The 25,896-nt window shown below is 43.3% G+C and carries 26 protein-coding genes, 1 other RNA gene and 2 pseudogenes; 8 read left to right on the top strand and 21 right to left on the bottom strand.

Annotation, left to right across the window (positions count from 1 at the left end; translation table 11 throughout):
• Nucleotides 1-58 precede the first annotated feature (58 nt).
• From ACMZ6Z_RS01290 to ACMZ6Z_RS01275, 4 genes are all read right to left on the bottom strand, one after another.
• Nucleotides 59-1,216, bottom strand: a complete 1,158-nt coding sequence (locus ACMZ6Z_RS01290; protein ID WP_416130853.1) for a glycosyltransferase family 4 protein — start codon at nucleotides 1,214-1,216, stop codon at nucleotides 59-61.
• A complete protein-coding gene (mecA, locus tag ACMZ6Z_RS01285; RefSeq protein ID WP_416130852.1) occupies nucleotides 1,217-1,984 on the bottom strand; it encodes an adaptor protein MecA in 768 nt (255 codons plus the stop codon).
• Nucleotides 1,985-2,069: 85 nt separating this feature from the next.
• Nucleotides 2,070-2,564 carry a phosphatase PAP2 family protein gene (locus tag ACMZ6Z_RS01280; protein ID WP_416130851.1) on the bottom strand — a complete coding sequence of 165 codons (495 nt, stop codon included), beginning with the start codon at nucleotides 2,562-2,564 and terminating at the stop codon, nucleotides 2,070-2,072.
• Nucleotides 2,565-2,742: 178 nt separating this feature from the next.
• Nucleotides 2,743-4,059: an FAD-containing oxidoreductase gene (locus ACMZ6Z_RS01275; RefSeq protein ID WP_416130850.1), complete on the bottom strand. Its 1,317-nt coding sequence runs from the start codon at nucleotides 4,057-4,059 to the stop codon at nucleotides 2,743-2,745.
• A gap of 232 nt (nucleotides 4,060-4,291) precedes the next feature.
• On the opposite strand from ACMZ6Z_RS01275, the gene ACMZ6Z_RS01270 reads away from it, so the two are divergent.
• Nucleotides 4,292-5,776 carry a DUF1846 domain-containing protein gene (locus ACMZ6Z_RS01270; RefSeq protein WP_416130849.1) on the top strand — a complete coding sequence of 495 codons (1,485 nt, stop codon included), beginning with the start codon at nucleotides 4,292-4,294 and terminating at the stop codon, nucleotides 5,774-5,776.
• Between the two features lie 241 nt (nucleotides 5,777-6,017).
• Here the strand turns inward: ACMZ6Z_RS01270 and ACMZ6Z_RS01265 are convergent, their stop codons facing one another.
• Nucleotides 6,018-8,354, bottom strand: a complete 2,337-nt coding sequence (locus ACMZ6Z_RS01265) for an endonuclease MutS2 (RefSeq protein ID WP_416130848.1) — start codon at nucleotides 8,352-8,354, stop codon at nucleotides 6,018-6,020.
• A 99-nt stretch (nucleotides 8,355-8,453) separates the two neighbouring features.
• Between ACMZ6Z_RS01265 and zapA the strand changes: the two genes are divergently transcribed.
• From zapA to galU, 4 genes are all read left to right on the top strand, one after another.
• Nucleotides 8,454-8,759, top strand: coding sequence for a cell division protein ZapA (gene zapA / locus ACMZ6Z_RS01260; RefSeq protein WP_416130847.1), 306 nt, complete (start codon nucleotides 8,454-8,456; stop codon nucleotides 8,757-8,759).
• Nucleotides 8,759-9,307 (top strand): CvpA family protein, encoded by a 549-nt coding sequence (locus ACMZ6Z_RS01255; protein ID WP_416130846.1) that lies wholly within the window; start codon nucleotides 8,759-8,761, stop codon nucleotides 9,305-9,307. Before zapA ends, ACMZ6Z_RS01255 begins: the two co-directional genes overlap by 1 nt.
• Before the next feature lie 250 nt (nucleotides 9,308-9,557).
• A complete protein-coding gene (locus tag ACMZ6Z_RS01250; RefSeq protein WP_416130845.1) occupies nucleotides 9,558-10,577 on the top strand; it encodes an NAD(P)H-dependent glycerol-3-phosphate dehydrogenase in 1,020 nt (339 codons plus the stop codon).
• Between the two features lie 20 nt (nucleotides 10,578-10,597).
• Entirely contained in the window at nucleotides 10,598-11,512 is a 915-nt protein-coding gene (gene galU, locus ACMZ6Z_RS01245) for a UTP--glucose-1-phosphate uridylyltransferase GalU (protein ID WP_416130844.1), read from the top strand.
• A 77-nt stretch (nucleotides 11,513-11,589) separates the two neighbouring features.
• Here the strand turns inward: galU and ffs are convergent.
• The 15 genes and pseudogenes from ffs to ACMZ6Z_RS01170 form a co-directional block, all read right to left on the bottom strand.
• Nucleotides 11,590-11,687: signal recognition particle sRNA small type (gene ffs / locus ACMZ6Z_RS01240), an RNA gene on the bottom strand.
• Nucleotides 11,688-11,703: 16 nt separating this feature from the next.
• The gene (tadA, locus tag ACMZ6Z_RS01235) at nucleotides 11,704-12,228 is read right to left on the bottom strand and encodes a tRNA adenosine(34) deaminase TadA (RefSeq protein ID WP_416130925.1); all 525 of its coding nucleotides are present in this window, start codon (nucleotides 12,226-12,228) and stop codon (nucleotides 11,704-11,706) included.
• The gene (locus tag ACMZ6Z_RS01230; RefSeq protein WP_416130843.1) at nucleotides 12,228-13,004 is read right to left on the bottom strand and encodes an MBL fold metallo-hydrolase; all 777 of its coding nucleotides are present in this window, start codon (nucleotides 13,002-13,004) and stop codon (nucleotides 12,228-12,230) included. Before ACMZ6Z_RS01230 ends, tadA begins: the two co-directional genes overlap by 1 nt.
• 13 nt (nucleotides 13,005-13,017) lie before the next feature.
• Nucleotides 13,018-13,278 carry a hypothetical protein gene (locus ACMZ6Z_RS01225; RefSeq protein WP_416130842.1) on the bottom strand — a complete coding sequence of 87 codons (261 nt, stop codon included), beginning with the start codon at nucleotides 13,276-13,278 and terminating at the stop codon, nucleotides 13,018-13,020.
• Between the two features lie 13 nt (nucleotides 13,279-13,291).
• Nucleotides 13,292-13,852 carry a nucleotidyltransferase family protein gene (locus ACMZ6Z_RS01220; protein WP_416130841.1) on the bottom strand — a complete coding sequence of 187 codons (561 nt, stop codon included), beginning with the start codon at nucleotides 13,850-13,852 and terminating at the stop codon, nucleotides 13,292-13,294.
• A 51-nt stretch (nucleotides 13,853-13,903) separates the two neighbouring features.
• Nucleotides 13,904-15,760 (bottom strand): proline--tRNA ligase, encoded by a 1,857-nt coding sequence (locus ACMZ6Z_RS01215; protein WP_416130840.1) that lies wholly within the window; start codon nucleotides 15,758-15,760, stop codon nucleotides 13,904-13,906.
• A 160-nt stretch (nucleotides 15,761-15,920) separates the two neighbouring features.
• The gene (gene rseP, locus ACMZ6Z_RS01210) at nucleotides 15,921-17,183 is read right to left on the bottom strand and encodes an RIP metalloprotease RseP (protein WP_416130839.1); all 1,263 of its coding nucleotides are present in this window, start codon (nucleotides 17,181-17,183) and stop codon (nucleotides 15,921-15,923) included.
• 18 nt (nucleotides 17,184-17,201) lie between these two features.
• Entirely contained in the window at nucleotides 17,202-17,996 is a 795-nt protein-coding gene (locus tag ACMZ6Z_RS01205; protein WP_416130838.1) for a phosphatidate cytidylyltransferase, read from the bottom strand.
• 17 nt (nucleotides 17,997-18,013) lie between these two features.
• On the bottom strand, nucleotides 18,014-18,763 hold the full coding sequence (locus tag ACMZ6Z_RS01200; RefSeq protein ID WP_416130837.1) for an isoprenyl transferase: 750 nt from the start codon (nucleotides 18,761-18,763) through the stop codon (nucleotides 18,014-18,016).
• A gap of 357 nt (nucleotides 18,764-19,120) precedes the next feature.
• Complete coding sequence (gene yajC / locus ACMZ6Z_RS01195; RefSeq protein WP_416130836.1) at nucleotides 19,121-19,456, bottom strand: preprotein translocase subunit YajC; 336 nt, start codon at nucleotides 19,454-19,456, stop codon at nucleotides 19,121-19,123.
• A 92-nt stretch (nucleotides 19,457-19,548) separates the two neighbouring features.
• Nucleotides 19,549-19,884, bottom strand: a complete 336-nt coding sequence (gene traF, locus ACMZ6Z_RS01190) for a conjugal transfer protein TraF (RefSeq protein ID WP_416130835.1) — start codon at nucleotides 19,882-19,884, stop codon at nucleotides 19,549-19,551.
• A gap of 139 nt (nucleotides 19,885-20,023) precedes the next feature.
• Complete coding sequence (gene galE, locus ACMZ6Z_RS01185; RefSeq protein ID WP_416130834.1) at nucleotides 20,024-21,019, bottom strand: UDP-glucose 4-epimerase GalE; 996 nt, start codon at nucleotides 21,017-21,019, stop codon at nucleotides 20,024-20,026.
• 258 nt (nucleotides 21,020-21,277) lie between these two features.
• The gene (locus ACMZ6Z_RS01180) at nucleotides 21,278-22,888 is read right to left on the bottom strand and encodes an alpha-glucosidase (protein ID WP_416130833.1); all 1,611 of its coding nucleotides are present in this window, start codon (nucleotides 22,886-22,888) and stop codon (nucleotides 21,278-21,280) included.
• A gap of 83 nt (nucleotides 22,889-22,971) precedes the next feature.
• A complete protein-coding gene (locus ACMZ6Z_RS01175; RefSeq protein ID WP_416130832.1) occupies nucleotides 22,972-24,105 on the bottom strand; it encodes an ABC transporter ATP-binding protein in 1,134 nt (377 codons plus the stop codon).
• Between the two features lie 184 nt (nucleotides 24,106-24,289).
• A pseudogene (locus ACMZ6Z_RS01170) lies at nucleotides 24,290-24,875 on the bottom strand (transposase); the annotation flags it as partial.
• Here ACMZ6Z_RS01170 and ACMZ6Z_RS01165 point away from each other — a divergent pair.
• The 3 genes and pseudogenes from ACMZ6Z_RS01165 (at nucleotide 24,872) to ACMZ6Z_RS01155 (ending at nucleotide 25,441) form a co-directional block, all read left to right on the top strand.
• Complete coding sequence (locus tag ACMZ6Z_RS01165; RefSeq protein WP_416130831.1) at nucleotides 24,872-25,084, top strand: hypothetical protein; 213 nt, start codon at nucleotides 24,872-24,874, stop codon at nucleotides 25,082-25,084. The pseudogene ACMZ6Z_RS01170 and the gene ACMZ6Z_RS01165 sit on opposite strands and share 4 nt — an antisense overlap.
• Nucleotides 25,085-25,096: 12 nt before the next feature.
• Nucleotides 25,097-25,243, top strand: a pseudogene (locus tag ACMZ6Z_RS01160) (hypothetical protein); the annotation flags it as partial.
• Nucleotides 25,244-25,282: 39 nt separating this feature from the next.
• Nucleotides 25,283-25,441, top strand: coding sequence for a transposase domain-containing protein (locus tag ACMZ6Z_RS01155; RefSeq protein ID WP_416130830.1), 159 nt, complete (start codon nucleotides 25,283-25,285; stop codon nucleotides 25,439-25,441).
• 258 nt (nucleotides 25,442-25,699) lie between these two features.
• On the opposite strand, the gene ACMZ6Z_RS01150 is transcribed toward ACMZ6Z_RS01155, so the two are convergent.
• Nucleotides 25,700-25,896: LPXTG cell wall anchor domain-containing protein (locus ACMZ6Z_RS01150; protein ID WP_416130829.1), on the bottom strand; the 197-nt coding region annotated here is incomplete at its 5' end.

Raw genomic sequence — 25,896 nt, 5'->3', positions numbered from 1 at the left:
TATTTTTTATCATCATTAATTGTAACAAAAAAAGCCATTAAAGGGCTTTTAAAATGATTTATTTTTTGCGATCATGCCAATGTTTCAAACAAGCTTGGCGATAATCACTGTTACCAATAAACTTTAAGCTATTAAAGAGTGGGGTCCGATTATCACCCCAAATTCCCAAGCCTTCAATAAGGACTTCTAGGGCAAAAAAGACCCCAACCATGAGCAAGACACCGCCTAAACGGCTGGAGATGTTAAGCAATAATGCGATCAATGAAAACAAAATCGCAATGCCATAGACCACCAATACTGCGCCACGATGCGTAAAGCCCATGGCTAAAAGGCGATGGTGTAGGTGCATCTTATCAGCCTCTGAAATCTTGCGGCCTGATAACTTACGACGAACAATGGCCACTGCTGTATCAACAACAGGAACGCCCAAGATCAGCACTGGCGTCACCACAGCGACAGCCGTTGCGTTTTTGAGCCCCTGCAAAGACAGAACCCCTATCATAAACCCTATGAAAAGCGCTCCCGTATCCCCTCCATAAATAATGGCAGGATGATAGTTATAAGGAAAAAAGCCCATAATAGCTGCAATCAATATAAAAATAGTGATGGTTAAAAACAAATCGACTTGAGGTAAAAAGAAATAAGATACAATCCCCATAGTCACCAAAGAAATCACTGAAACTCCAGCCACTAACCCATCTAAGCCATCAATCAAGTTAATCGCATTCGTAATGGACACGATCCAAATGATGGTCAAGAAAAAAGTAAGTATGGGACCAAAAGAAAGCATGGGGCCGCCAAAAGGAATCTTAAAACTATCGAATCGAAAGTCCGTAAAACCCCAAATAATCACCGCAGCAAGAAAAATGCCCAGCATTTTTTTCTTGGCTGAAATTTCTAAAATATCATCCAAATAACCCGTAAACGTCACAATAGCTGCCCCAACTAAAACAGGTAAAATGTAAGTCAAATAAGGGCGTGGGGCTTCAATATGCCCCGTGATTTTGGGTAATACCATAGTGGTAACTATTAAAAAAGATAGAAAAACCGCTAAACCGCCAGCACTGGGCATGGGTAGGGTATTGATGCGACGAGCGTTTGGCTGATCAACTGCCCCGACTCGTAAGGACAAAAAGCGAACCAAGGGCGTCAAGATCAAAGACAAGAGCCAGGTTGCAATCATGGCCAATATAAAAATCAATTCAAATGACAACATTTAGCTCACCTTTACAGCCTGCAACTCCGTCACTGCAAAGCCATCCAAGAGGCAAATCCCATGTTCCTGGATATAGGCGCGTGTTTTTTGAGCACTGAGACTGTACTCTAACAAGCGGGCGTGAATCAAATCAGCATAATAGGCTGGCTTGTCTTCTAACCCAATTAAAATGGTCATGTAATAGTGACCCGCTAACTTATAGAGTTCTGACGCCTCAACCTCAAAGTCAATCGCCTTGGCACAGTTGATCGCATCTGTTAGGGTTGAAAACTTGAGGACATAGTGAGTATAATCTTCTACCTCAGGCTCTTCATCATCTTCTTGATCTTCTTGGCTGATGGCTTCTGATTTGGATGACAACTCAGACAGGGTATCCTCTAGCATCTCTTCCATCTGCTTCAACTTTTGGTGAGCCTCGGTATCTCCCTTTGCCAGCATGGTTTTTTCCAAGGTTTTAAAAAACTCCTCTGGAGACATTTTAGACACATCACCAAGCTCTGCCAAGTCTTCCAAGTTAAGGTCTTTATCAATCTCAGATTTGGTTACAAAAACATCTAGTCGATCTTTCTTTGGGGTCACCCGAAAACTTAACATGCCACTGTTTTTGAAATGATCTGGCAGGTCAAGTTCATCCATGACGGTATAGAAAAACTCCTCTGTTTTTTCCTGGGGGATCAAAAAGTCTTTTAACTCCATCCCTCTTTCTTCTAAGTCTTCCATACTAATCGTAATCTTGAGCGTTGTCTCGCTAATTTGTTTCATTTCCATCTAGTTCTTACCTCATACGCGAATTACTCCCTATTATACTAGAATAACAAAGTATTTTCAATTTTCCATCGTCGCTTTCTATCGTTTAGAGAAATAAGAGCATGCCAAAAAGAAGTCCCAAAGCATATCCTGCCAAGACATCCTTGGGGTAGTGAACACCTGCTACCACCCGACAAACCGCTAAACCTAGCGAAAGCAACAACAAACACAAACCAAGGCTGGGGGATTGCCATAGCCAGCACATGCTAATCAGAGTCGCTGAAAAAACATGGCGGCTAGGAAAAGACTCCCCCTTGCCTTTTCGTGCTATAAGCGGAGTTATAGCCCAGCTTTCATAAGGACGAGGCTGGTTAAGCCATTTTCGATAGAGAGAGACCAAAAGAAAGGACAAACCTGATACCAGTAAAGTCCTAAACAAGGCATGATAACTCACTAAAAAGAGATAAGCTAAAAGCACCGCATAAAGGGTATACATCATTGTCGTGACCAAGCCATTATAGCCCACGATAATGGGCTTTAAAAGCGGGTATTTCTCCACAATCACCCTTATTTTTCGATAAAACTCAGTATATCTTGTCATTAAAAGTCCAACCTTTCTCCCTACCATGACTGATGTCCCATGAACGATCAAAACCAAACGAAAAAATAAGGTTTTTCTAGATGTCGAATGCCCAAGCCTAGCTTTAGCTTATCATACTCGCCTTGATAGGGCAAAAACTCACCCAGATGAGCTGTGTGAGTTTTTTGAGATGTTTTAGTTAAATCTGGAAAACATCATTCAAGTTTTCTGCCATGGTTGGGTGTGTGAACACTTGGTTTTGAAGGTAGGTGTATGGCACCTTGTTATCCATGGCTAGTTTGATGATATTAATGATTTCTTCGGCATTGGTACTAAAGAGGGTAGCACCGAGGATTTCTTTCGTGGCTGTGTTGACCACAACTTTGTATAGGCCGCGCAGGTCATTATTGACATGAGCGCGAGGCATACCAGCAACTGGTAAACTCTTGGTCTTATACGGTAAGCCTGCCTCTTTGGCTTGATGCTCTGTCATACCAACTTGAGCTAAGGCTGGTTTGATAAATAGGGTACTTGGCACATTGACACGATCACTACGCTTGTAGTTGGAAGTGCCCGTCAAGTGACCAAAAACAATCCGAAAATCATCTAGCGACGTGTAGGTGAATTGCAAGCCACCATTGACATCACCAACAGCATAAACACCAGGGACGCTTGTTTCTAAGTTATCGTCGACTTCAACGGCACCACGCTCTGTTAGTGTGATATCCGTGTTTTCAAGACCAAGATTTTCAGTTGCAGGTTTGCGACCAAGAGCATATAAGACAACATCATAGCTATCACTTTGCCCATCTGCTGTGATAACAACTGCTTCACCATCATTAGCCAAGGTTTCTACAGAAGCACCAAGCCGGAATGATATGCCATCTTCTTCCATGTACTCTTGAGCTAGCTTGGCCGCTTCTGGTTCATAGCGTCCTAGAATCTTAGAAGCATTTTCATAAACCACTACTTGACTTCCTAGACGAGCATAGAGGCTAGCAAACTCAAGGCCGATGTTGCCGCCACCGATAACAGCCATTTTCTCTGGTGTTTTCTCAAGATTTTGGATACCTGTACTGTCAAAGACATTCTTACTTTCTAGTAACCCTTTGATAGGAAAGGTGTTTGAGACAGCACCAGTATTGATGATAATGATTTCTGCTTCTAGGGTTGCCTCATCATCTCCGAGAGTGATTTGGATGGTTTTATTGCCCGTAAAATAAGCCTGTGCGGTATAGAGATCAACACCCGCCCCCTCCAAAACAGTCTTATTTTTATCCTTTAGGCGATTCACCACTGTTTCTTTGAGAGACATGGCTTCTTGGAAGGAAAGACCTTCCTCAGTGGCATGAATTAGGGTCTTGGTAGGGATACAGCCGATATTGATGCAGGTCCCGCCATACATCTGGCTGTCTCGCTCAATCAAGGCTACTTTTTTACCCAGATTAGCCATTTTAGCAGCTAAGGTCTTGCCAGCCTTCCCAAATCCAATCACAATCATGTCATAAGTTAACATTTTTAATCTCCTCTTCATTAAGAATAACAATATCATAACACTTTCCTAAAAAACTGTCAGAAATCCGCTACCAAATGCTTAAAGTCTAAAAAAAGTAACAAAATATCAGACGTTAGAGCTTAATGCTTCATCTCACACCCAAATCGTTACTCTTATTTTATAACCTTTTCTCTCCTCCTTCGCTGGATTTTTTGATATAATGTATTTTTTAAAAAAGAAAGGTCAGGGACACATGAAACAACAAGCTTTTGATTCTGAAAAATACCTTAATTTGCAACGTGATCATATTATTGAGCGTATCAATCAGTTTGACGGCAAACTTTATTTAGAATTTGGTGGTAAGATGCTGGAAGATTTCCACGCTGCTCGCGTGCTTCCAGGTTATGAGCCAGACAATAAAATGAAGCTCCTGCAAGAACTGAAAGAGCAGGTCGAGATTGTCATCGCCATCAATGCCAACAACATCGAACACTCCAAGGCACGTGGTGATCTAGGTATCTCTTACGATCAAGAAGTCTTTCGTCTGATTGATAAGTTTAAAGACCTCAACATCTACGTTGGTTCTGTCGTGGTGACCCAGTACACAGGACAAGCTGCTGCCGATACCTTTCGTAAAGAGCTCAAAAAGCATGGCATCACCTCCTACCTGCACTACCCAATCAAGGGTTACCCTACCGATATGGACCATATCATCTCACCAGAGGGTATGGGCAAAAACGACTACATCAAAACCAGTCGTAACCTAGTCGTTGTCACTGCACCTGGACCAGGTTCTGGTAAGCTGGCAACCTGCATGTCCAACCTCTACCATGACCAAGTTAACGGTGTCACCTCAGGCTATGCCAAGTTTGAGACCTTCCCTGTATGGAACCTCTCCCTGCATCACCCTGTCAACTTAGCCTACGAGGCAGCAACTGCTGACCTAGATGATGTCAACATGATTGACCCCTTCCACCTAGACACTTATGGCAAAACAACGGTCAACTACAACCGCGACATTGAGATTTTCCCCGTCCTAAAGCGCATGCTAGAGCGCATCCTTGGTGAATCTCCTTATGCCTCACCCACGGATATGGGCGTTAACATGGTGGGATTCTCGATCATCAACGAAGAGGCAGCGATTGAGGCGTCTAAGCAGGAAATCATCCGCCGTTATTATCAGACAGTTGTTGATGCTAAGGCCGAACGCGTCCCAGCGACAGCTGTGCAAAAGATTGAACTGCTCATGAATGACATCAATGTCACGCCAGCTGATCGTCAGGTTGTCCAAGCTGCCAAGGAAAAGGCTCGCCAGACCAAGGAGCCTGCTCTAGCCCTTGAGTTACCGACAGGTGAGATTGTCACTGGGAAAACATCTGAACTCTTTGGCCCATCAGCGGCTGTTATCATTAATGCTATCAAGACATTAGCAGGCATTGATAAGGCAACTCACCTCATTGATGCACACTATGTCAAGCCGATTCAAGACTTGAAGATTGACCATTTGGGCAGTAAAAATCCGCGTCTGCACTCTCATGAAATCCTCATGGCTCTTGCCATCACTGCCATGGAAAATCAAGATGCCAAGCATGCCATGGAGCAGCTTGGCAAACTCAAAGGCAGTGAAATTCACGCCACTGTGATCCTACCTGAAGAAGACAAAAACGTCTTTCGTAAGTTAGGCATCAATGTCACCTTTGACCCTGTCTACTCTCAAAACAAACTTTACCGTAAATAACCCTAGCACTAAAAAAGGCTTGATAGTTTCCTTCTCGAAAGGGACTAACAAGCCTTTTTATAGTCTTTTGAATTAACTTTGATACTCCCCGCTTTTTGATTGCTAGGCTCAGACCTCAAAACCTCATCACAAGGCTTTGAGCTTTCAACTTGCTGTATTCTTATCTTCAGCCACAAAAACACAAGGACATCCGAAATGACGCGTCTTTTTGAAATTTCAAGCCTTTTAGCCTGTCTAGTGATTAGCCCAGGGTTGCGATGGTACAGCCTGACCCACCAGCATTTTGTGGGGCGTAAGCAAAGGCCTTGACCTGCTTGTTTCTCCGCAGATACTTGGTCACCCCTTCTCGGATAACGCCTGTCCCAATACCATGCACAATATCCACTTGAGCCATATTATTCAAGAGGGCTTGATCAATAAAAGCATCCAACTCTTGCATAGCTTCTTCGTAGCGCTTTCCTCTTAGATCCAAACGAGCACGAGGGCCACCAGAGACTTGGGCTTTTTTGACCACTGAAACGGGCTTCCTCTTAGCTTTTGAGGGATCTTCTTGGCGCTTAGAAAGGTTAAATTCATCTTCTGTCAAAGTCATCTTGATCAAACCAACCTGTGCCTCCCATGTTTTGTCCTTGACCTGACGAATCAAGGTCCCCCGTTGCCCATAAGCTGTAACCACGATGTCGTCTCCGACACGAGGGGCTCTTTGTTTCTTGGCTTTTTTCAGAACCTTATTTTTAGATAAATCAACTGTGGGAGCCAATTGTTTTAGGTCTGCTTTGGCCTCAATGATTTGATGAGGTTTTAACTCAGCCTTGCTATGAAGGTTTTTTAAGATCTTGTCACTCTCTGCAAGTGCTAAATCAACAATATCACGCGCTTCTTGATGGGCTTTTGCCAGTTCTCGGTCACGCTCATGAGAAAAATCATTATAGAGCTTTTTAAGCGCACGGTTAAATTTAAGATTTTCTTGTTCAACATCCTTAATACGATTGAGACGTTTTCGGATGTCAAGTGTTTGCTTCTCTAATTCTTCGATGATGCGATTGACATCACCATCAGTAGCTGTCATGCTTTGAGCATCCGACACAATGACCTCTGATAAGCCCAGTCTACGGGAGATTTCAAAGGCGTTGGATCTCCCAGGAACACCTTGCATAAACCGATAGGTTGGACTGAGTGTTTTGGTATCAAAGGCCATACTAGCATTCTCAACAAAAGGAGTCTCTATCCCGTAGGCTTTTAACTCAGGATAGTGAGTGGTCGCCATTGTCTTAATCTGGCTGAGACGCAAATGCTCTAAAATCGCCATGGCAAGACTAGCCCCCTCTTGGGGATCTGTACCAGCCCCCAGCTCATCAAAAAGAAGGAGCGACTCTTGATCTGCGGCCTCTAAAATAGCAATGATATGGGTCATGTGACTAGAGAAGGTTGACAAACTCTGCTCAATGGACTGTTCGTCCCCAATATCTGCGAAAATTTGCGTAAAAACCGTGACTTTAGACCCCTTATCAGCCAGAATAGGCAAACCAGATTGAGCCATGATTTGCGTAAGGCCAAGCGTTTTAAGCATGATGGTCTTACCACCCGTATTAGGACCTGTGATCACAATCGCTGTCAAATCATTTGAAAAGCGAAGGTCATTGGCAACAGGATCTTTAAGCAGCGGGTGACAGACATTGATCAGATTGATACTCTTATCCCTTGAAATCTCAGGAACACATGCCTTTTTGGCACGCATAAAGAGATACTTGGCACGCACAAAGTCCAAATGCCCTAAAATCCAAGCATTATTTCGGATAATATCAGCATGAGGACGTAGCATCTTAGAGAGTTCGTGGAGAATCCTAGCCACCTCATGACGCTCTGCTGCTTCTAGCTGGGTGATGTCTTCATTTAGAGTTACCACAGCGCGTGGCTCGATGTAGACCGTATTGCCAGAGCTTGAGATGTCGTGAACCACTCCTGAGATTCGGTGACGATGCGTGTTTTTGACAGGCAAGACACTGCGTCCATGACGGCTAGCAATGAGCGTCTCAGAGAGATAGTCTGCTTGTTTTTTTAGCACATCCTGTAAGACCTGACGCACCTGAGCCTGACTAGCGGCTATCTGGCGACGGATTTTTGCCAACTCTGGACTGGCAAAGGGTTCTAAAAAGCCACCATCATTAACCGACTGCAAACTCCCTTGTAAGGATGGCAGACCAACCAGATTCTCAAACAAACGTTTGAGAGCCAGAAGGTGGACATTTTCTAACTCTTGGTAGAAACGTCCCATATCAGCAGTGAGTGTCAAAACTTTTTTGATGGCAAGGAGTTCGTTGATATTAAGATCGGCATCTAACTCCAAACGGCGCACGCTCTCTGAAACACTCCTCAAGCTACCTAAGGAAAAACTACTGTTCTCCACAAAAAGAGCTGCCATTTCCTCAATCTCAATAAATTGTTCTTTAATCTTATCTGCCTTGGTCAAAGGCATCAAATCTTCTAACTCTGCCAGACCTTGCTCTGTTTGTAAGTAGGGAACAAATAAGTCTTTTACCTTTTCAAAGGCTAACTGTTCTAAAATTCTAGTATTCATAGGCATATTATAGCATAATTCTAAGGCCTCATGAGCCTAAAAATCGCTAAGGGTATCTCTGATAATTTCTTTATGCTATAATAGTCAAGAGGTATTTTCATGACAAAAAAGAATCGCTATAAATTTGTTTTTGGGGATCGTCCCCTAACCTTAACTACCGATAAAGACAATCTTTTCATGGAAGAGGTTGAACGTTTGGCCAGAGAGAAATACGAGGCTATCCGTGAGAAAGTCCCTGAGGCTGACAATGAGACCTTAGCCATTTTATTGGCCATCAATGCTCTGTCAACCCAGCTAAGCCGAGAAATCGCTATTGAAGGCATGGAGCAGGAGTTAGCCGATCTCAAAGCACGTTTTTTGGATGAGCAAACCGATCATAAACCCAATGAAACCGAGGATCAATAATGATAACACTGTTACTATTGATAAGTTTAGCTTGGAGTTTCTATATTGGGTTTTCAAGAGGTATTTTACGACAAGGCTTTTATAGTCTAGGAAGCCTTCTTGCTTTGGCTCTTGCCCAAAACTACTATAAACCCTTAGCCAAACTGCTCTATATCTGGATTCCATACGCCAACCCGACAGAGGGCTCTCAGATCTTTTTTTTCAGAGACGTTGATCTTTTCTCCCATGATATGATTTTCTATGCCGGCGTTGCTTTTTTAAGCCTTTATTCCCTTTTTTATGCGATGATTCGCCTGTTGGGAATTCTTTTGCATCTGCTACCGCTAAATCGCTACAATGCCACAAAACATCATCTCATCGCGGGCTGTCTCTCTTGCCTGGTGCTTTGTCTTACCCTTAGTATGGTAGCTACGATTCTAGCAACCATCCCTTTTGATACTATCCAGCAAACACTGGCAGGCAATCCCCTCACTCGTTTTTTAATCGAGAGTTTCCCATTTTTCTCAAACTATCTAAAGCACCTCTGGGTAACTCAAATGCTTCCTTAGGATAAAATCTTTTTTTAAGCATTAACAAACAAAAGATGTTTTTAGACTAATTAACCAAATACGAGGCTGGGAAAAACCTAACCTCGTTTCTTCATACTTTTCAAGGGAAATCAATATAGGCAGAACTACAGTTTTTCCAAGATGGTTTCACTAGGCGACTAAGCTCTATTTTATGATATAATAGAAAAAACAAGCTACCTCTCTTAGGGTGGCTATACTCTCTTTTCAAACAAGACGTCAAGGAGTGATTATGACTAAACAAACAATTGCTGTCTTAGGCCCTGGTTCTTGGGGGACTGCATTAGCACAAGTGCTAAACGACAATGGCCATGAGGTTCGCATCTGGGGAAACATCAGTGAGCAAATCGATGAGTTAAACCAAAAACACACTAACACGCGCTACTTCAAAGACATTACCCTAGATGAGCAGATTACGGGTTATCATGACCTAGCAGAAGCTCTTGCTGGAGTTGATGCTGTTCTTTTTGTCGTTCCTACTAAGGTAACCCGTCTGGTTGCCAAACAAGTCGCCAAAGCCCTAGACCACAAGGTGACTATTATGCACGCGTCTAAAGGCTTAGAGCCTGGCACACACCAGCGCTTATCAACCATCCTCGAAGACGAAATCCCAGCCACCGTACGTTCTGAAATCGTTGTCGTCTCAGGACCTAGTCATGCCGAGGAGACTATTGTTCGCGACATCACACTGATTACTGCCGCCTCTAAAGACCTTGCAGCCGCCAAGTATGCTCAAGAGCTCTTTAGCAATCATTACTTTAGGCTCTATACTAATACAGACGTTATCGGTGTCGAAACCGCAGGGGCTTTAAAAAACATCATTGCTGTTGGAGCGGGAGCATTACATGGTCTTGGGTATGGTGACAACGCTAAGGCAGCTATTATCACACGAGGTTTGGCTGAAATTACGCGTCTAGGCGTCGCTATGGGCGCAAGCCCACTGACATACAGTGGCTTATCTGGAGTGGGTGATTTGATTGTGACAGGAACGTCTATCCACTCTCGCAACTGGCGAGCAGGAGATGCTCTAGGACGTGGAGAAAAACTGGAAAACATTGAAAAAAACATGGGCATGGTTATCGAAGGCATTTCAACAACCAAGGTTGCCTATGAGTTAGCTCAAGAATTAGAGGTTTACATGCCAATCACAAGTGCTATTTATCGCACCATCTATCAAGAAGCTGATATCAAAGAATCTATTCTTAGCATCATGTCAAACGAATTCCGCTCAGAAAATGAGTGGGCTGATTAATAAAGGTAAAGAGGAAAATCATGAATACAAACGTTAGAAAAGCCATCATACCTGCTGCCGGCTTGGGCACACGCTTCTTACCTGCAACCAAGGCACTGGCTAAGGAAATGTTACCTATCGTTGACAAGCCAACCATTCAATTCATTGTTGAAGAAGCCTTAAAGTCAGGTATCGAAGACATTCTCATCGTCACAGGAAAGTCAAAACGCTCCATTGAAGACCACTTTGATTCTAACTTTGAACTCGAGTATAACCTTGAGCAAAAAGGCAAAAATGATCTTCTAAAACTCGTTAATGATACCACCGCCATCAACTTACACTTTATCCGTCAAAGTCATCCTCGTGGATTGGGAGATGCTGTTTTACAAGCAAAAGCCTTTGTTGGTAACGAACCTTTTGTTGTCATGCTCGGAGATGATCTCATGGATATTACAAATGACAAGGCTGTTCCTTTAACCAAACAACTCATCAATGACTTCGAAGAGACACACGCGTCTACCATCGCTGTTATGCCTGTTCCTCATGAAGAAGTTTCCGCTTACGGTGTTATCGCACCTCATAAGGAGGTACGTAAAGGCCTTTATAGCGTTGATACTTTTGTGGAGAAACCTGCACCAGAAGACGCCCCAAGTGATTTAGCTATTATCGGACGCTATCTGCTGACACCAGAGATTTTCTCTATTTTAGAAAATCAAGCACCCGGTGCTGGAAATGAAGTTCAATTAACAGATGCCATTGATACCCTTAACAAGACACAACGTGTCTTTGCACATGAATTCACTGGCAATCGTTACGATGTTGGTGATAAATTTGGCTTTATGAAAACATCTATTGACTATGCACTAAAACACCCACAAGTCAAAGACGACTTGAAACAGTATATCATTGACTTAGGAAAAGAATTGGATGGTAAAAAAGAAAAAGCTGAAAAGTAAGATAAAACTCTGTTTTGCCCCTATTTGCTAAACTTTTGACAGAAAAACCCCTCTGAAATCTTGATTTCAAAGGGTTTTTAGATTACAAAAAAAGAGCACACGCCTGACATCGCTTAGGGCTGCTGGATTCCTCCCCTGACCCACTTCACGCACAAGTGTTGCTCCACTTACTAGTATATCATATTTTTGAGTTATTGCAAATTGCTTTTTTCGTCAGCTTCCCGCGCTAAGCGCCTAGCTGCCTTCTTTTTTTCTCTTCCTAGACGGAAAAAGGTCTGCATGATGGCGGCACAATCTTCTTGTAAAACACCTTTTTCGACCTGCACACGATGGTTCAATCTCTCATCTGTCAAGATGTCATAAAGGCTACCTGCAGCGCCAAATTTCTGATTGGGTGCCCCATAGATAACCTGTGGAATCCGAGCTAATCCAATAGCACCGCTACACATGACACAAGGTTCAATAGTCACAAACAAGGTTGCCTCAAGCAAACGCCAATTCCCGACTGTCTGATTAGCTTCTTGAATGGCCATAATCTCTGCGTGCATGATGGCTTGCCCAAGCGCCTCACGCGCATTGTGCCCACGGCCAATAATCTGACCGTCTTTGACAATGACACAGCCGATAGGGATTTCTTCCTTAGCCAAGGATTTCTCCGCTTCTTTTAAGGCCTCCTGCATAAAGTAGGCTTTTTCTGTTTCTGTCAATTCTGGCATCAGAGTTGTCCCAAATCCCATGATTGGTGTGGCTCAGCTAGCTCGACTGGAATATCACCAGCATATTGCTGCGCTTCTTGACGAAGGATTTCTAAATGATTATCTGGATCAACTCCTTCTGGAGCTACTGGTGGCATGTGGGTTAGAACTAACTTTTTGACACCAGCTTGGACAGCAATTTCACCTGCTTCTTTAGTGGTCAAATGGGCAGGATGATTCTCATTACCTTCATAAAGGTAGACATCTGCCAAGAAGAGATCTGCTCCTTTGACAAAGTCTGCTAAACCTTCAAAATAGCCTGTGTCAGCAGTAAAGAGAAGGATTTGACCCGTTTCACGTTCCACAATGCGAAAGGCATAACAGATAACAGGATGGACTGTCTTGATAAAGGTGATGTCAAAAGGACCGATACTTTGCGTCCCATCAACATCATAGGCAATCCCTTTTGAAACCTCAGGGATGGTCAACTTGTCAAACTCAGGGCTATCTTCATCATGAGCATAAATAGGAAGCACTTTTGATTCCCACAAGTGTTTGGGATAAAGTTGGCGGTAATGACGCAGAACCCCTAAATCTGCCACATGATCAGGATGATAGTGTGAAATCAAGACAGCATCCAAATCCAAAGGGCTAATTTCCTTCTCCAGTTCATTTAAAGACCTAGAACCTGCATCCATGAGCAGTTGAAAACCATCGTGTCCTGTTAACAAATAAGAGGTCGTTCCACCATCTTTATAGGGATAACCTCCCCAGCAGCCAAGCGTTGTTAGTTTCATAAAAAAGCTCCTTCTAAAAAAGATAGGTCAGTAAGGTAAAAGCCGCCAGTAGTAAACAAACGTATCGCATAATGCCCAGGTATTTGGGCCGATCAACCAGAGCCACCTCCTCAGGTACTTTAGGATAAATAGCAAAGGTAAGATAGCTAATGAGCTGGGACAACATCACTAGCCAGTCCTGCTTGAGCCAATGAGACATCAAGTACAATATCACACTCAAAAAAAATAAACGATTAAACTGCTGCCAAAAGGTCCAATTTTTGATAGGTTGCATGATGTCCTCCTATTTAGTCTTGGTAAATCCTGATTTGCGGCCATTTTTTGACCCAGTCTTTTTTAGACAAGCGTTGCCGATAAACTGCCATACGCTTAGATGAGACTTTAAAATGAGGAGTGGGGTGGATTTCAAAGCGACTAATGACTTCTAAACCATAGGGAGCAAAGAGTTCTAGCTGGTTATCAACCAGTCTCAGGGCTACTGCTGTCGCTGTTTCTGGGTATTTACTGATGGCGTCTCTTGCTGAAGCATAGCCCGTGGTTTCAGGGCTATGGCGATACATAGCCACCTGATTTTTGAGTTCCCAAGCATAGGTTGGGTAGGCTTGCTGCAAGCTTTCTTGGATAGCAAGTGTTTCTTCGTAAGGCATTTCTGGATTATAGAAAACCACATCCAAGTCAGTCTCCGTATCAAAACCAGATGCCCCAGATAAGACATTCCAGATATAGTTACGAACAGCCCCAGGTGCTAGCCAAGCGTCCTTCAACCCTAAATAATCAGTAATAGCTGTTAAGATTAGCATCATTTGCTGATCCTCTTGAATCAACTGTAAAAACGCTTTTTCGTTCATAAGACTATTATAACAAAAATCTTTGGCAAGGTGCCAAAGATTGTCGTCAACTTAGTTGTCTTTCGTCAAAATGTCCAAGGTTTCAATCAGGTTATCTTGGTGAACCTCAATACTATCACCAGTCGCTTTGATAGTGACCTCGACGATGCCATCCGCTGCTTTTTTACCAACAGTCACGCGAATAGGAAGGCCTATCAAATCGCTATCAGAGAATTTAGAACCCACACGCTCGTTACGGTCATCAGTTAGAACCTCGTAGCCTTTAGCCATTAAAGTGGTTTCAATACTTTGCGTCAATTCATTGGCAACTTGGTCTTTCGTATTGACCGTAATCAAATGCACATCAAACGGTGCCAATTCTTTAGGGAAGTTAATGCCCCAAGCAAAACGGTAGTCCCCTTTTGGGGTTTTATTGGCAAAGAGACGGGCATGTTGTTCAATAACCGCTGATAAGATCCGGCTAACCCCGATACCGTAGCATCCCATCACCATCGGCACCGAACGGCCATTTTCATCAAGAATATGAGCCCCCATGCTATCTGAGTAACGAGTTCCTAGTTTAAAGATATGCCCAATCTCGATACCACGAGCAAATTGCAGAGTGCCTTTGCCATCTGGCGACAGTTCGCCTTCTTTAACCTCACGAATATCGACATATTCTGCTTGGAAGTCGCGACCCGCATTGACACCCGTCAAGTGATAACCGTCTTGATTAGCGCCAACAACAAGGTTGGCTGTATTTTGCACTTTGCGATCGGCAATGATACGCACATTATCTGGAAGATTAACAGGACCAAGAGAGCCAAAGCCTGCTCCAAATACTGAACGAACATCCTCTTCACTAGCTGCTTCAAGGAAATCAGCACCAAGATGATTTTTTAACTTGACATCATTAACCTGATCATTGCCCACAAGAAGGGCTGCCACGAGCTCACCATCAGCCTTAAAAACAAGGGTTTTAAGCGTCTCTTCTTCAGGAACATTAAGAAAAGCTGCCACATCATCAATCGTTTTACAATTTGGTGTCTCAACCTGAGTCAAAGGATTTTGTGAGACAACTTTTGAGTTTGCCACAAAAGCATCCGTCGCCATCTCAAGGTTGGCAGCATAGGTTGACTCTGTCGAATAAGCAATGGTATCCTCACCAGATACCAACCATGAGGCTAACTCGTCCTTGATTTGTTCTAAGACATCTTCTGGAATGTCTGTTATAGATGGGATTGACTTGTCCAAGACCAACCAACGCTCTAAGTCAGTACGGTCAGGCGTTACAGCCATGAACTCTTGAGAATCCTTGCCTCCCATAGCTCCGCCATCACCGATAATAGCTTTAAAATCAAGTTTTGAACGTGTGAAAATAGCCTCGTAGGCGTTACGGTAAGCCTCATAGACGGCATCAAGGTCGTCATAGTCTTTGTGGAAACTATAACCATCTTTCATGATAAACTCACGTGTGCGCAACAATCCATTACGTGGACGTTTTTCATCTCGGTATTTGGACTGGATTTGATAAAGATTGAGTGGTAATTGCTTGTAGGATTTGACAGCATCACGAACGAGGTAGGTTAGGGTTTCTTCATGAGTCGGTCCTAGGATGAAGTCTGACTTATCCCGATTTTTTAGCTTGTAGAGGTCCTCACCATAAGTATCGTAACGACCTGATTCACGCCAGAGATCCGCCGTCAAAAGGGCTGGTGCCAGCATCTCCACTGCTCCGATCTTGTCAAATTCTTGACGCATGATGGTCTTGAATTTTTCAATCACACGGGTAGCCAGAGGCAAATAAGCATAGATCCCAGCTGAGACCTGACGCACGTAACCAGCACGAACCATTAAGGCATGACTAATCACTTGAGCATCACTAGGCATCTCACGAAGGGTAGGAATAAGCATATTAGATTGTTTCATAATTAAGATAAAAGCCCGTAACGATTCTATCAAAGATGCTGATGTCGTTTTGTCATAAACTGAATCACCAATCTTTTAGATCTGCATTTCGGGCGTGTTCGCTTTTTAATCAAAAGGAACACATTTCCTTTCTGTTTAAAGTTAATCACATTTTAAGGCCTTAGAAGAAGACACGCATGATGTCATTCCAAGTCACTGCTACCATCAAGGCAACCATAATACCGACCCCAGCTAAGGTAATATAGGTCTCAACTTCTTGGCTAAGCGGTTTGCGACGGATGCCTTCAATAATATTGATCAAAATTTTACCACCATCAAGGGCTGGGATGGGGACGAGGTTGACAATCCCTAAGTTGATGGATAGCATTGCCATGAGGTAGAGGAGGTCTGAAAGGCCACTTTTTGCCGCTTGGTTTGACATTTGGTACATGGCAACAGGGCCACCCAGCTGGTTTAAGTTAAAGTTGGTGATAAGATTTTTCAAGGTACGGATAATAAGGGTCGCTCCTTTTAAGGATTCCTTCACACCGCCCACGATCTTATCCGTAAAGCCTGTTTTGAGACCTGGCATCACTCCGATGATGTAGGCCCCGTTAGCTTGTTTTGGGGTCACCTGTAATTGGCGCTCTTGACCATCTTTCTTTTTTACCAAGATGGTCAAATGACCATTTGTTTTCAGAGAGCGACTTTCCTGCTGAATAGCCTTGGTCAACTCTTGCCAGTTGTTGATATGATGGGATCCAATTTGTAAAATACGATCACCATTTTCAACACCTGCTAGCTGCATGGCACCACCATCTGAGACCCGAACTTGGTTACTATCAGGATTTGGTGCCCCACCTTGGATGAACATCAAGGCAATAAAGACTAAGATACCCAAAATAAAGTTATTCATTGGTCCTGCAAAGTTGGTCATCATACGGCCTAGGACAGGGGCATTTTGATATTGGACATCTAAGGGAGCAATGCGCACTTCCGTCCCGTCTTCTTCGATGATGGTAGCGTCATGATGGACTGGATAAGTCTTAGTGTCATCAAGAGCCAATCCTGTAATCGTAAGCTTATCTTCTAAATCATAGGCGGTCACATTCATGGGAAGGCTAGTCTGATCAAGCTGTTTTTGTGACAGATTGATCTTTTTGACCATACCATCTTCCGTCAGGGTTAGGGTAACAGGCGTACCTGTCTTAATCTCGGTCTTGTCATCACCCCAGCCAGCCATTCTAACATAGCCTCCTAACGGTAAGGCTCTGATCGTATAAACCGTGCCATCTTGACCAGTGTAGCTAAATAGCTTAGGACCCATCCCAATAGCGAATTCACGCACTAAAATACCCGATTTTCTCGCAAAGTAGAAATGTCCAAACTCATGAACCACAACCAAGATACCAAAAATAAGAATAAAGGCTAATAATCCCTGCATAAAGCACTCCTTTTCAGTCTAAAACAAGCCAAACAAATGCATGATTGGAAACACAAAAATCATACTATCAAAACGATCCAAAATGCCCCCATGCCCTGGAATCAGCTTCCCTGAGTCTTTCCTGGCAAAGCGGCGTTTAATCGCACTTTGTACCAAATCACCAAATTGAGCAAAAACACTAAAAAGGGCAACCAAGATTAGCATCACTAAAAAATGGTGCGGGGCATAGACATCTCTGTCAAACAGCATAAAAACAAAGGAAACCACAACAGCTGATACAATCCCTCCTAAACTCCCTTCAATGGTTTTATTGGGTGAGACTGTAGGAAGGAGTTTTCGCCTACCCATGCGACGACCAATCACATAAGCACCTGTATCTGTCGCCCAAACAATAAAGAGAGCAAGGGAAACTTTGTCTAAGCCAGCCATTCGAGCATTGACAAGGTTTTGAAAGCCAATCCCAACATACAAACTTGATAAGATAGGAAAGGCAGCGTCATCAAAGACATAGGTGTCGCTTGAAAATACCGTTCCCGCCAAAATGAAAAACATGATCAAGCCAAAAATCGAAAAACTACCGTCCACGGGTAAAAAGGTGAGGTAATGCTGCAAAGGAACAACTAAAGAGAAGGTAGCTAACATCGTCAAGATGCCTTCAAAAGACAAGACTTCTAAACGTCGCATTCGAAGCAGCTCTGACACAGCTAGCATGGCTAAAACACCGATCAGCAGTTGAAAAGGCAAGTCACCTATTAACAAAAAGGGAACAAATAGTGCTAGAGCGATAGCTCCCCCAATCATACGTTTTTTCATAACAATTCCTTTCTGGCTTACACACCACCGAATCGACGATGGCGACGATTATAGTCTGAAATAGCTTCTTTGAGCGCATCGCCATCAAAATCAGGCCATAGCGTATCTGTAAAATAAAGTTCACTATAGGCCATTTGCCAAGGCAGGAAATTACTGGTACGTAATTCGCCACTAGTCCTAATCACTAAATCAGGATCACGATAAAGATAGGGCAGGCGACTGGTCATCAAGTGTCCTGAAATCAAGTCCTCGGTGATATCGCCTGGGTTGAGGCGGGCATCCAAAACGTCTTGCGCCAAATCACGCACTGTCTCGACAATCTCCGCCCTACCTCCATAATTCAGGGCAAAGTTCAAGACAAGACCAGAATTGTGCCTAGTCTTCTCCAAAGCCTTGTCCATAGCTGCTAAAGTCTCCTTGGGCAGACCTTGGCGACTACCCATCATTTGAACACGAACATTGTGCTGATCCAGCTCTGGGACATACTTGTCAAAAAAGGTTACCGGAAGGGTCATGATAAAGGATACTTCGTCTTCTGGACGCGACCAATTTTCTGTTGAGAAGGCATAGACTGTCAGTACCTTTACCCCTAATTGAGATGCCACTATGGTGACTTTTTGCAGGGCATCCATACCTGCCTTGTGTCCCATAACCCTTGGTTGCAGACGTTTTTTGGCCCAACGGCCATTACCATCCATGATAATCCCGATATGCTTTGGGATTTTGTCAAGAATCAATCCTGTTTTTTGTCGTTTTAATCCAAACATTCACTTTCCTCGTTCAAGCCTAATTATCTTATTTTACCATATTTTAAGGGTTTTTCACCATGATTTAGACTAATAACCTGCATTCACCGTTTAATATTTCTATCTAAGAGGCTGGGACAAAAGTCCTTACCTCTCATTTTTTTGATTTGTTGAGCAAAACGCAGTGGTTGAACGGGCTTTAGTACACTGATTTTAGCAGCTTTTACAGCCCTAATCAACCCCAACCTAGACATAAAAGAGTGAGGGAAAGCGAATTCTGACGAATGACCAATTTCTGTCCCACTCTCATCCCTAGTTTGATCTCCAGCTTTGCTCTTGTTAATCAAAAAAGAGCCCTAGGACTCTTTTCATGTGACATTAAGATTCGATGATTGGGTCTTGGCTCATATCTGCTTGAACAGCTGACTCATCTGTAAGACCACTCTCTCCTGGGATATGACCATATTTTGTGACCACGCGCTTAATCGCTGATAGTTCAAAGGTGAGATAAACCCCATCAATATCAAGAACAATCTTTTGTTCAGCTTGATTGACCTCATCCACCTGACCGTACAAGCCTCCGATAGTGATGACTTCATCACCTTTAGTCAAGGAACTGATCTGATCTTGACGCTCTTTCGCAGCTTTTCGTTGCTGACGGTTTGTAAAATACATCATCCCAGCCATCACCAGGATCATTATAAGTATTGGCATTCTTATCCCTCCAAAAATAGGTTACTTACCATTATAGTAAAAACAAAGCCAAGAAACAAGCCTGACTCTGTCGGTTTTTGTCGCATCAAACACTAGCTGATAAAGTCTAAAATCGCCGCCTCAGATAGGGAGGAGTCGCAAATCACTCTCACTTGAGCGTTTTCAGCCACTAGGAGACCTGGAACGGTCTTGATACCATACTGCTCTCTGAGGCTTTGAATAGCCTGCAAATCTGAATAGTTCTCAGAATTGAGGTAACAAATTGCTAGCTGATTGGTTTTTGCGACATGGGTTAATTTGGGTTCAAAACGTTGACAGTAAGGACAGGAAGGGCGACCAACAAAGAGAATAAACTTCTCGTCCTTATCAATAGCTACCTTGGCTTGGGCTGCAGTAATGGGTTTGAATGTTGCTGCAAATGATGACATGAAAATACCTCACAAATGTTTTCTTTTATTGTACACTGAAATGAAACGCAACTCAATCATTTAAAACCAGAATCTACCAAATTGACTGGTCTGTTAAACAGATCATAAACTAAAGACTAATGCTCTAGCAAGTCCCTCATCACTCCGCATAGCCATTTGGATGGCTCGAGTGCCAAGCCCAAGCAGTCTCGATAATCTTATCAATATAATCAAATTGAGGCTGCCAATCTAGAACTTCACGGGCTTTAGCGGATTCTGCAATCAAGCTATCTGGATCTCCTGGTCGACGATCTGCTATCTCAAGCGGAATGTCTTTTCCTGTCACACGCCTAGCTGCCTCAACTATTTCAAGATTTGAAAAGCCTGTTGAAGAGCCCAAATTAAAGGCTGTCGAGTCATTGCCCTGACGCAGATACTCTACCGCTAGGAGATGAGCCTGTGCCAGATCAAATGGGTGAACATAGTCACGAACGTTAGTGCCGTCTTTGGTGTCGTAGTCATTGCCAAAAATCGCAATCTTCTCTCGCTGACCAAGCGCTACTTGCAGAACAATCGGTAAGAGGTGGGTCTCTGGCCTATGATCCTCACCAATGGAGCCATCTGGCTTATCACCAGCAACATTAAAATAGCGAAGTGGTACAAACTTAATGCCATAGGCTTGGTCTGCCCATTTCATGATGGTTTCCATCATCAGCTTGCTTTCACCGTAAGGATTGATAGGACGCTGTGGTGTTGTTTCTTTGATTGGCAACTCTTCTGGAATCCCATAAGTGGCGGCCGTAGATGAAAACACAATCTTCTTGACCCCTACTTCATTCATGACCTCAAGTAACTTAACCATGCCAACAGTATTGTTGTCAAAGTATTTTAGAGGGTCTCGCATGGATTCTGCAACCAAGGAATAAGCAGCAAAATGAATCACAGCATCGACTTCAGGATTCTCCTTAAAAACCCGACGCATAAAGACCTGATCCGCTAAATCTCCCTCATAAAAACGAGCTGCTGGATGAACGGCTTTACGGTGTCCTGTCACCAAATTATCCACCACAATGACCGTCTCATCGGTATTGTTAATCAAAAAGTCAACCATGTGAGAGCCGATATAGCCCGCTCCGCCTAACACTAAAATCCCCATAAAACTCCAATCTTCTTAGAACCTGTAGTCACAAGTAAAGCGCTTTGATCTAAGAGATTATTTTTCGCTAATCAAAGCCGTTTATCAGCATACGGACGGTATGTTGACAAAAACTAGCCTTAGATGAAAGCACCAAACGGTGACTACAGACTCTTACTTCTTTGTCACCCATTATACGTTTTGATGGCTTATTTTTCAACCACTAACCGTCACAGGTAGATGCTTTTGAAGAACCAGCTAGCGAGTTGCCTTGACTGCCTAGACCACTCTGATGCAAAAGGCATCCCAAGCTCCTAGGGTTTGAGTCGCGATCACCTGATCCAAGTCGGTATTGGCAATCACCACTTCCTTGACTGGGCAGGTTAATTTGACCTCTTGCATCTGATCGGATAAGTTCACCACCACCAAATAAGACGCACTCTTAGTAGAGCGTCTATAGGCAAAGACTTTCTCCTCACTATCGATTAACTCAAAGTCTGCGTCTACCAGCCATCCTGACTCCTGACGTAGAGCGACTAATCGCTGGTAAGTATAGAAAATAGAGTTTTGATCTTCTAAGGCAGCCGCTACATTGATGTCTGTATAGTTGGGATTGACGGGTAGCCATGTATGATCGGAGTTTGAAAAGCCTGCTTGCTTTCCAGCTGTCCACTGCATTGGCGTTCTGGCATTATCACGACCTACTGCACCAATACTGTCCATGATACCATCCATGTCTTCCCCATTTGCCAAGGCTTCTTTGGCGTAATTAAGGGACTCAATATCCTCTAACTGCTCAAGGCTCTCAAATGGGTAATTGGTCATGCCGATTTCCTCTCCTTGATAGATATAAGGCGTTCCCCGCATCAGATGTAGAAGAATGGCTAAAGCTTTGGCAGATTTTTCACGGTAAGACCCTGTATCACCCCAAATGGACAAAACGCGAGGCAGGTCATGGTTATTCCAAAAGAGCGAATTCCACCCTTCCCCTAAAGGCAACTGTGTCTGCCATTTGTTAAAAATACGCTTGAGGGCAGGGACATCTAAGCCATCAGCATAATCCCACTTTGGTCGATTAGGCTTGTGTTGCAAACCGATATGCTCAAACTGAAAAACCATGGACAACTCCTGATGGTCGGGGTTAGAGTACTGCTGGGCAATCTCAGGCGTCGCTCCCCAAGTCTCACCAACGGTTAACAAATCATGCTGACCAAAGCTGGCTTGGTTCATTTCTTTTAGGTAGTCGTGAAGTTTTGGTCCGTTTTCACGAATCTTCTGATCAGGCAGTTTCCCTAAGAGGTCAATGACGTCCATCCGAAAGCCACCGATTCCCTTATCAATCCAGAAATTCATCATGTCATAGATTTTATGACGGAGTTCTTCATTTTCCCAGTTGAGGTCGGGTTGTTTCTTGCCAAAAAAGTGCAAGTAGTATTCCCCTACCTGATCATCATATTCCCAAGCAGAGCCTGAAAAAGTAGATAGCATGTCATTAGGCTGATCACGCCAGATATAATAATCTCTCTCGGCACTAGCTGCGTTTTGTCGCGCTTCAATAAACCAAGCATGCTCGTCTGACGTATGATTGACCACCAAATCCATAATGATCTTAATCCCACGTTGGCTGGCTTGAGCGAGAAGTTCCTCCATATCGGTCATGTCGCCAAAAATATCGGCAATAGCCTGATAGTCTGAAATGTCATAACCATTGTCATCCATAGGGCTTTGATAGACAGGGGATAGCCAGATGGCTGAAATGCCCAGTTTTTGTAGGTAATCCAGCTTAGCGATAATCCCTTGCAGGTCACCAATCCCGTCGCCATTTGAATCCATAAAGGATTTGGGGTAAATTTGATAAATTGTAGCGGTGTGCCACCAGTGTTTTTTCATAAGACTTCCTATCTTTGTCATCGTGTTAGATGGCAAAATCCCCAGTGATTGGTACTGAAGATTTTGTTTATTAGGGATTTACCTTAGCGAATGGCTTTTTCGGTATCTTTATCAAAGAAATGCCCCTTAGCCACATTGAACGTTAGAACAATGTTCTCACCTGGGCTGTGGAAATCTCTGGCATCAACACGAGAAGCAAACTCCGTCTCCCCATGTTTGACATAGAGCATGGTTTCTGCACCAAGAAGCTCTGACACAAGGACTGTCGCTGTCACATTAGCATTTGGATAAGCCTCATGCACCAACTGCTTACTTGAAATATCCTCTGGTCGAATCCCAAAAATCACTTCTTTACCTAGGTAACCCTTGTCTTTTAAAATCTTAGCCTGACCTTCTGGAAGGGCAATATCAAGACCATCATCATTGACCAAGCGGTCTTCATGCACCACTACAGTAAAGAAATTCATGGCTGGGCTTCCGATAAAACCTGCAACAAGCTTGTTGGCAGGAGCGTTATAGAGAGCTTGAGGAGTTCCAACCTGCTCAATTTTACCAATCGTTCCATTGCCTTGAGGATTTTTGGTCGCACTCATGATGACGATACGATCAGCAAGCGTCATGGCTTCGGTTTGGTCATGGGTAACATAGATGGTCGTAGAGCCAATACGTTGATGAATTTTAGCAATTTCAGCACGCATGGATACTCGCAATTTAGCATCCAAGTTGGACAAGGGCTCATCCATAAGGAAAACCTTTGCATCACGAACAATTGCACGCCCCATAGCCACACGCTGACGTTGACCTCCCGAAAGATCAGCTGGTTTACGATCCAAAAACTCGCTCAACCCTAAGATCTGTGCAGCTTCTTTAACACGTGTGTCAATCTCAGCTTTCTTATATTTACGTAATTTTAAGCCAAAAGCCATGTTGTCGTAAACGCTCATGTGAGGATAGAGAGCATAGTTTTGGAAAACCATGGCAATGTCACGGTCTTTAGGCGACTTGTCATTGACCACCTCACCGTCAATCAGCAATTCCCCTTCTGAAATATCCTCCAAACCTGCAATCATACGAAGCGTCGTGGACTTCCCACAACCTGAAGGCCCAACGAAAACAATAAACTCCTTATCCTTGATGTCTAGATTAAAATCTTCAACAGCATAATGCTCTGTGTTGGGGTATTTTTTGTGGATGTGATTTAACTGTAATTCAACCATTTTTTCTCCTTTATGACAATCCTAAACTCTTGTTTGAGTTTTGTCTTTTGATATCTCTAGTATAACAAAAATAGCGCTTTCATCAAATGGTCATACCTTCCAAAACCCCTGTGCACAATAGCCAAAAAAACAGAGGTAGCGTTTTATTTTTCCATTGGTAAATTTTTTATACTCCCAATAAAAATCAAAAATAGCTATTTGTCATCCATTGCCTATGAAGAATCGCCTTCAATACAGACCAATGCAAGTCTTGAATGACTTCTTGTAACTTATCAATAACATCTTCCAAGGTCTTAAAAGCCTTGTTTTTAAAGCCACGTTTCTGGATTTCTGCCCAGAGTGGCTCTGGCTCAATTAGGTTCATCTCTGGAGGATAAGGCGGAATGAAAGCAAATGCTATATTTGTAGAAATCTCTAAGGCTTTAGACTTATGCCAGATTGCATTATCCATCACTAAAATAAGATAGTCATCAGGATAAACCTCAGACAGTTGCCTTCAAAACGCAGTCATCTATGCGATGTGCAGTATGGGCATCTACAGACCCATAACAATAGCGATACTCTCTGATATGATGACTGGGCACCGTTAGACGATCCTCCTTTGGTGCCTAGCATTTACCTATTTTACTGATCCGTCCAAATCCAGCTTCATCTTGATACATCAGTCTCGCCTTGTTGTAACGGTGTTTATCTTTAAAGCGCTTTCTAGTCCCCTTAAATAAGAATTGTATGTTTAGACGCCACAATCCTTTAAGCGTCGATTTTCTTGGGAGTTGCTTCAAAGAAGGCAGACAAGACGTCTCTAGGAGCCAAGGGATTAAGGTATTGTGACCTCATGTTTACCTTGGAGAAGAATTGGGCTAGCTTGCCTACTGAGGAACGACTGCACAAACGCCAAACAGAGTTATACCCCTTGATGGATGACTTCTTTGACTGGTGTCGAGACCAAGTTGTTTTGCCTGGTTCAAAACTAGGCTGAGCCTTTACCTACAGTCTCAAGTATGAATCAACATTACGAACGGTTTTGGAAGACGGTAGACTCGTTTTATCTAACAATCTCGCTGAACGAACCGTTAAATCTTTGGTTATGGGACTCTTTCAGTCTGATCCTAAAAATAAAAAGGCGAGAATGCTCTAGTCTCAACGTTTTGAAGGCGCCAAAGTAACTGCCATCATCATGAGTTTACTAGGAACAGCCAAGCGACATGGATTGCGTCCAGAGAAATACATGAGTTATCTTCTAGAAAACTTACCGAACGAGGAAATCCTCGCAAATAAGGACGTGCTAGAGGCTTATTTACCATGGGCAAAAACGATTCAAAACAACTGTAAATAGAAAATATTTCAGAGTCAAATCAGACTTTGGAATGTTCTTCAATATACCTGGTTATTGGGCGCTTACGGCACTTACAGTGTTAGCTTTTCATCAACTCACTACAGTTGACAAACATACTAAATCAAACGCAACAAAACCCATTCCTGTTTGATTAGGAATGGGTCTTATTCTCAATATGGAAAGCTAGAGTTTAGCTGACATCTTAGAGTATTTGAGTGTTGATCTAAGGATAGCTAAAGTAGCTAACTTAATGAGGGGTTAGGCTTCGTCGTCACGACGTTTTTTACGAGCTACTAGTCCAAGACCAGCTATCAGTCCAAGTGCACCATAAGCAGCAAGTAGGCTGCTATTGGTTTCACCAGTTGATGGTAGCGTCACCTCTTTGGCTTTGTGCTTGATACTTAGCGTGTCTACTGGCGCATAGTTAACCACTGGTTGGTATGACGTTGGCGTCA

Source organism: Streptococcus pluranimalium, assembly GCF_047785705.1.
GTDB classification, from domain to species: domain Bacteria; phylum Bacillota; class Bacilli; order Lactobacillales; family Streptococcaceae; genus Streptococcus; species Streptococcus pluranimalium_A.
The sequence above is the reverse complement of the archived record's forward strand: the minus strand, read 5'-3'. Positions and strand labels throughout refer to the sequence as shown.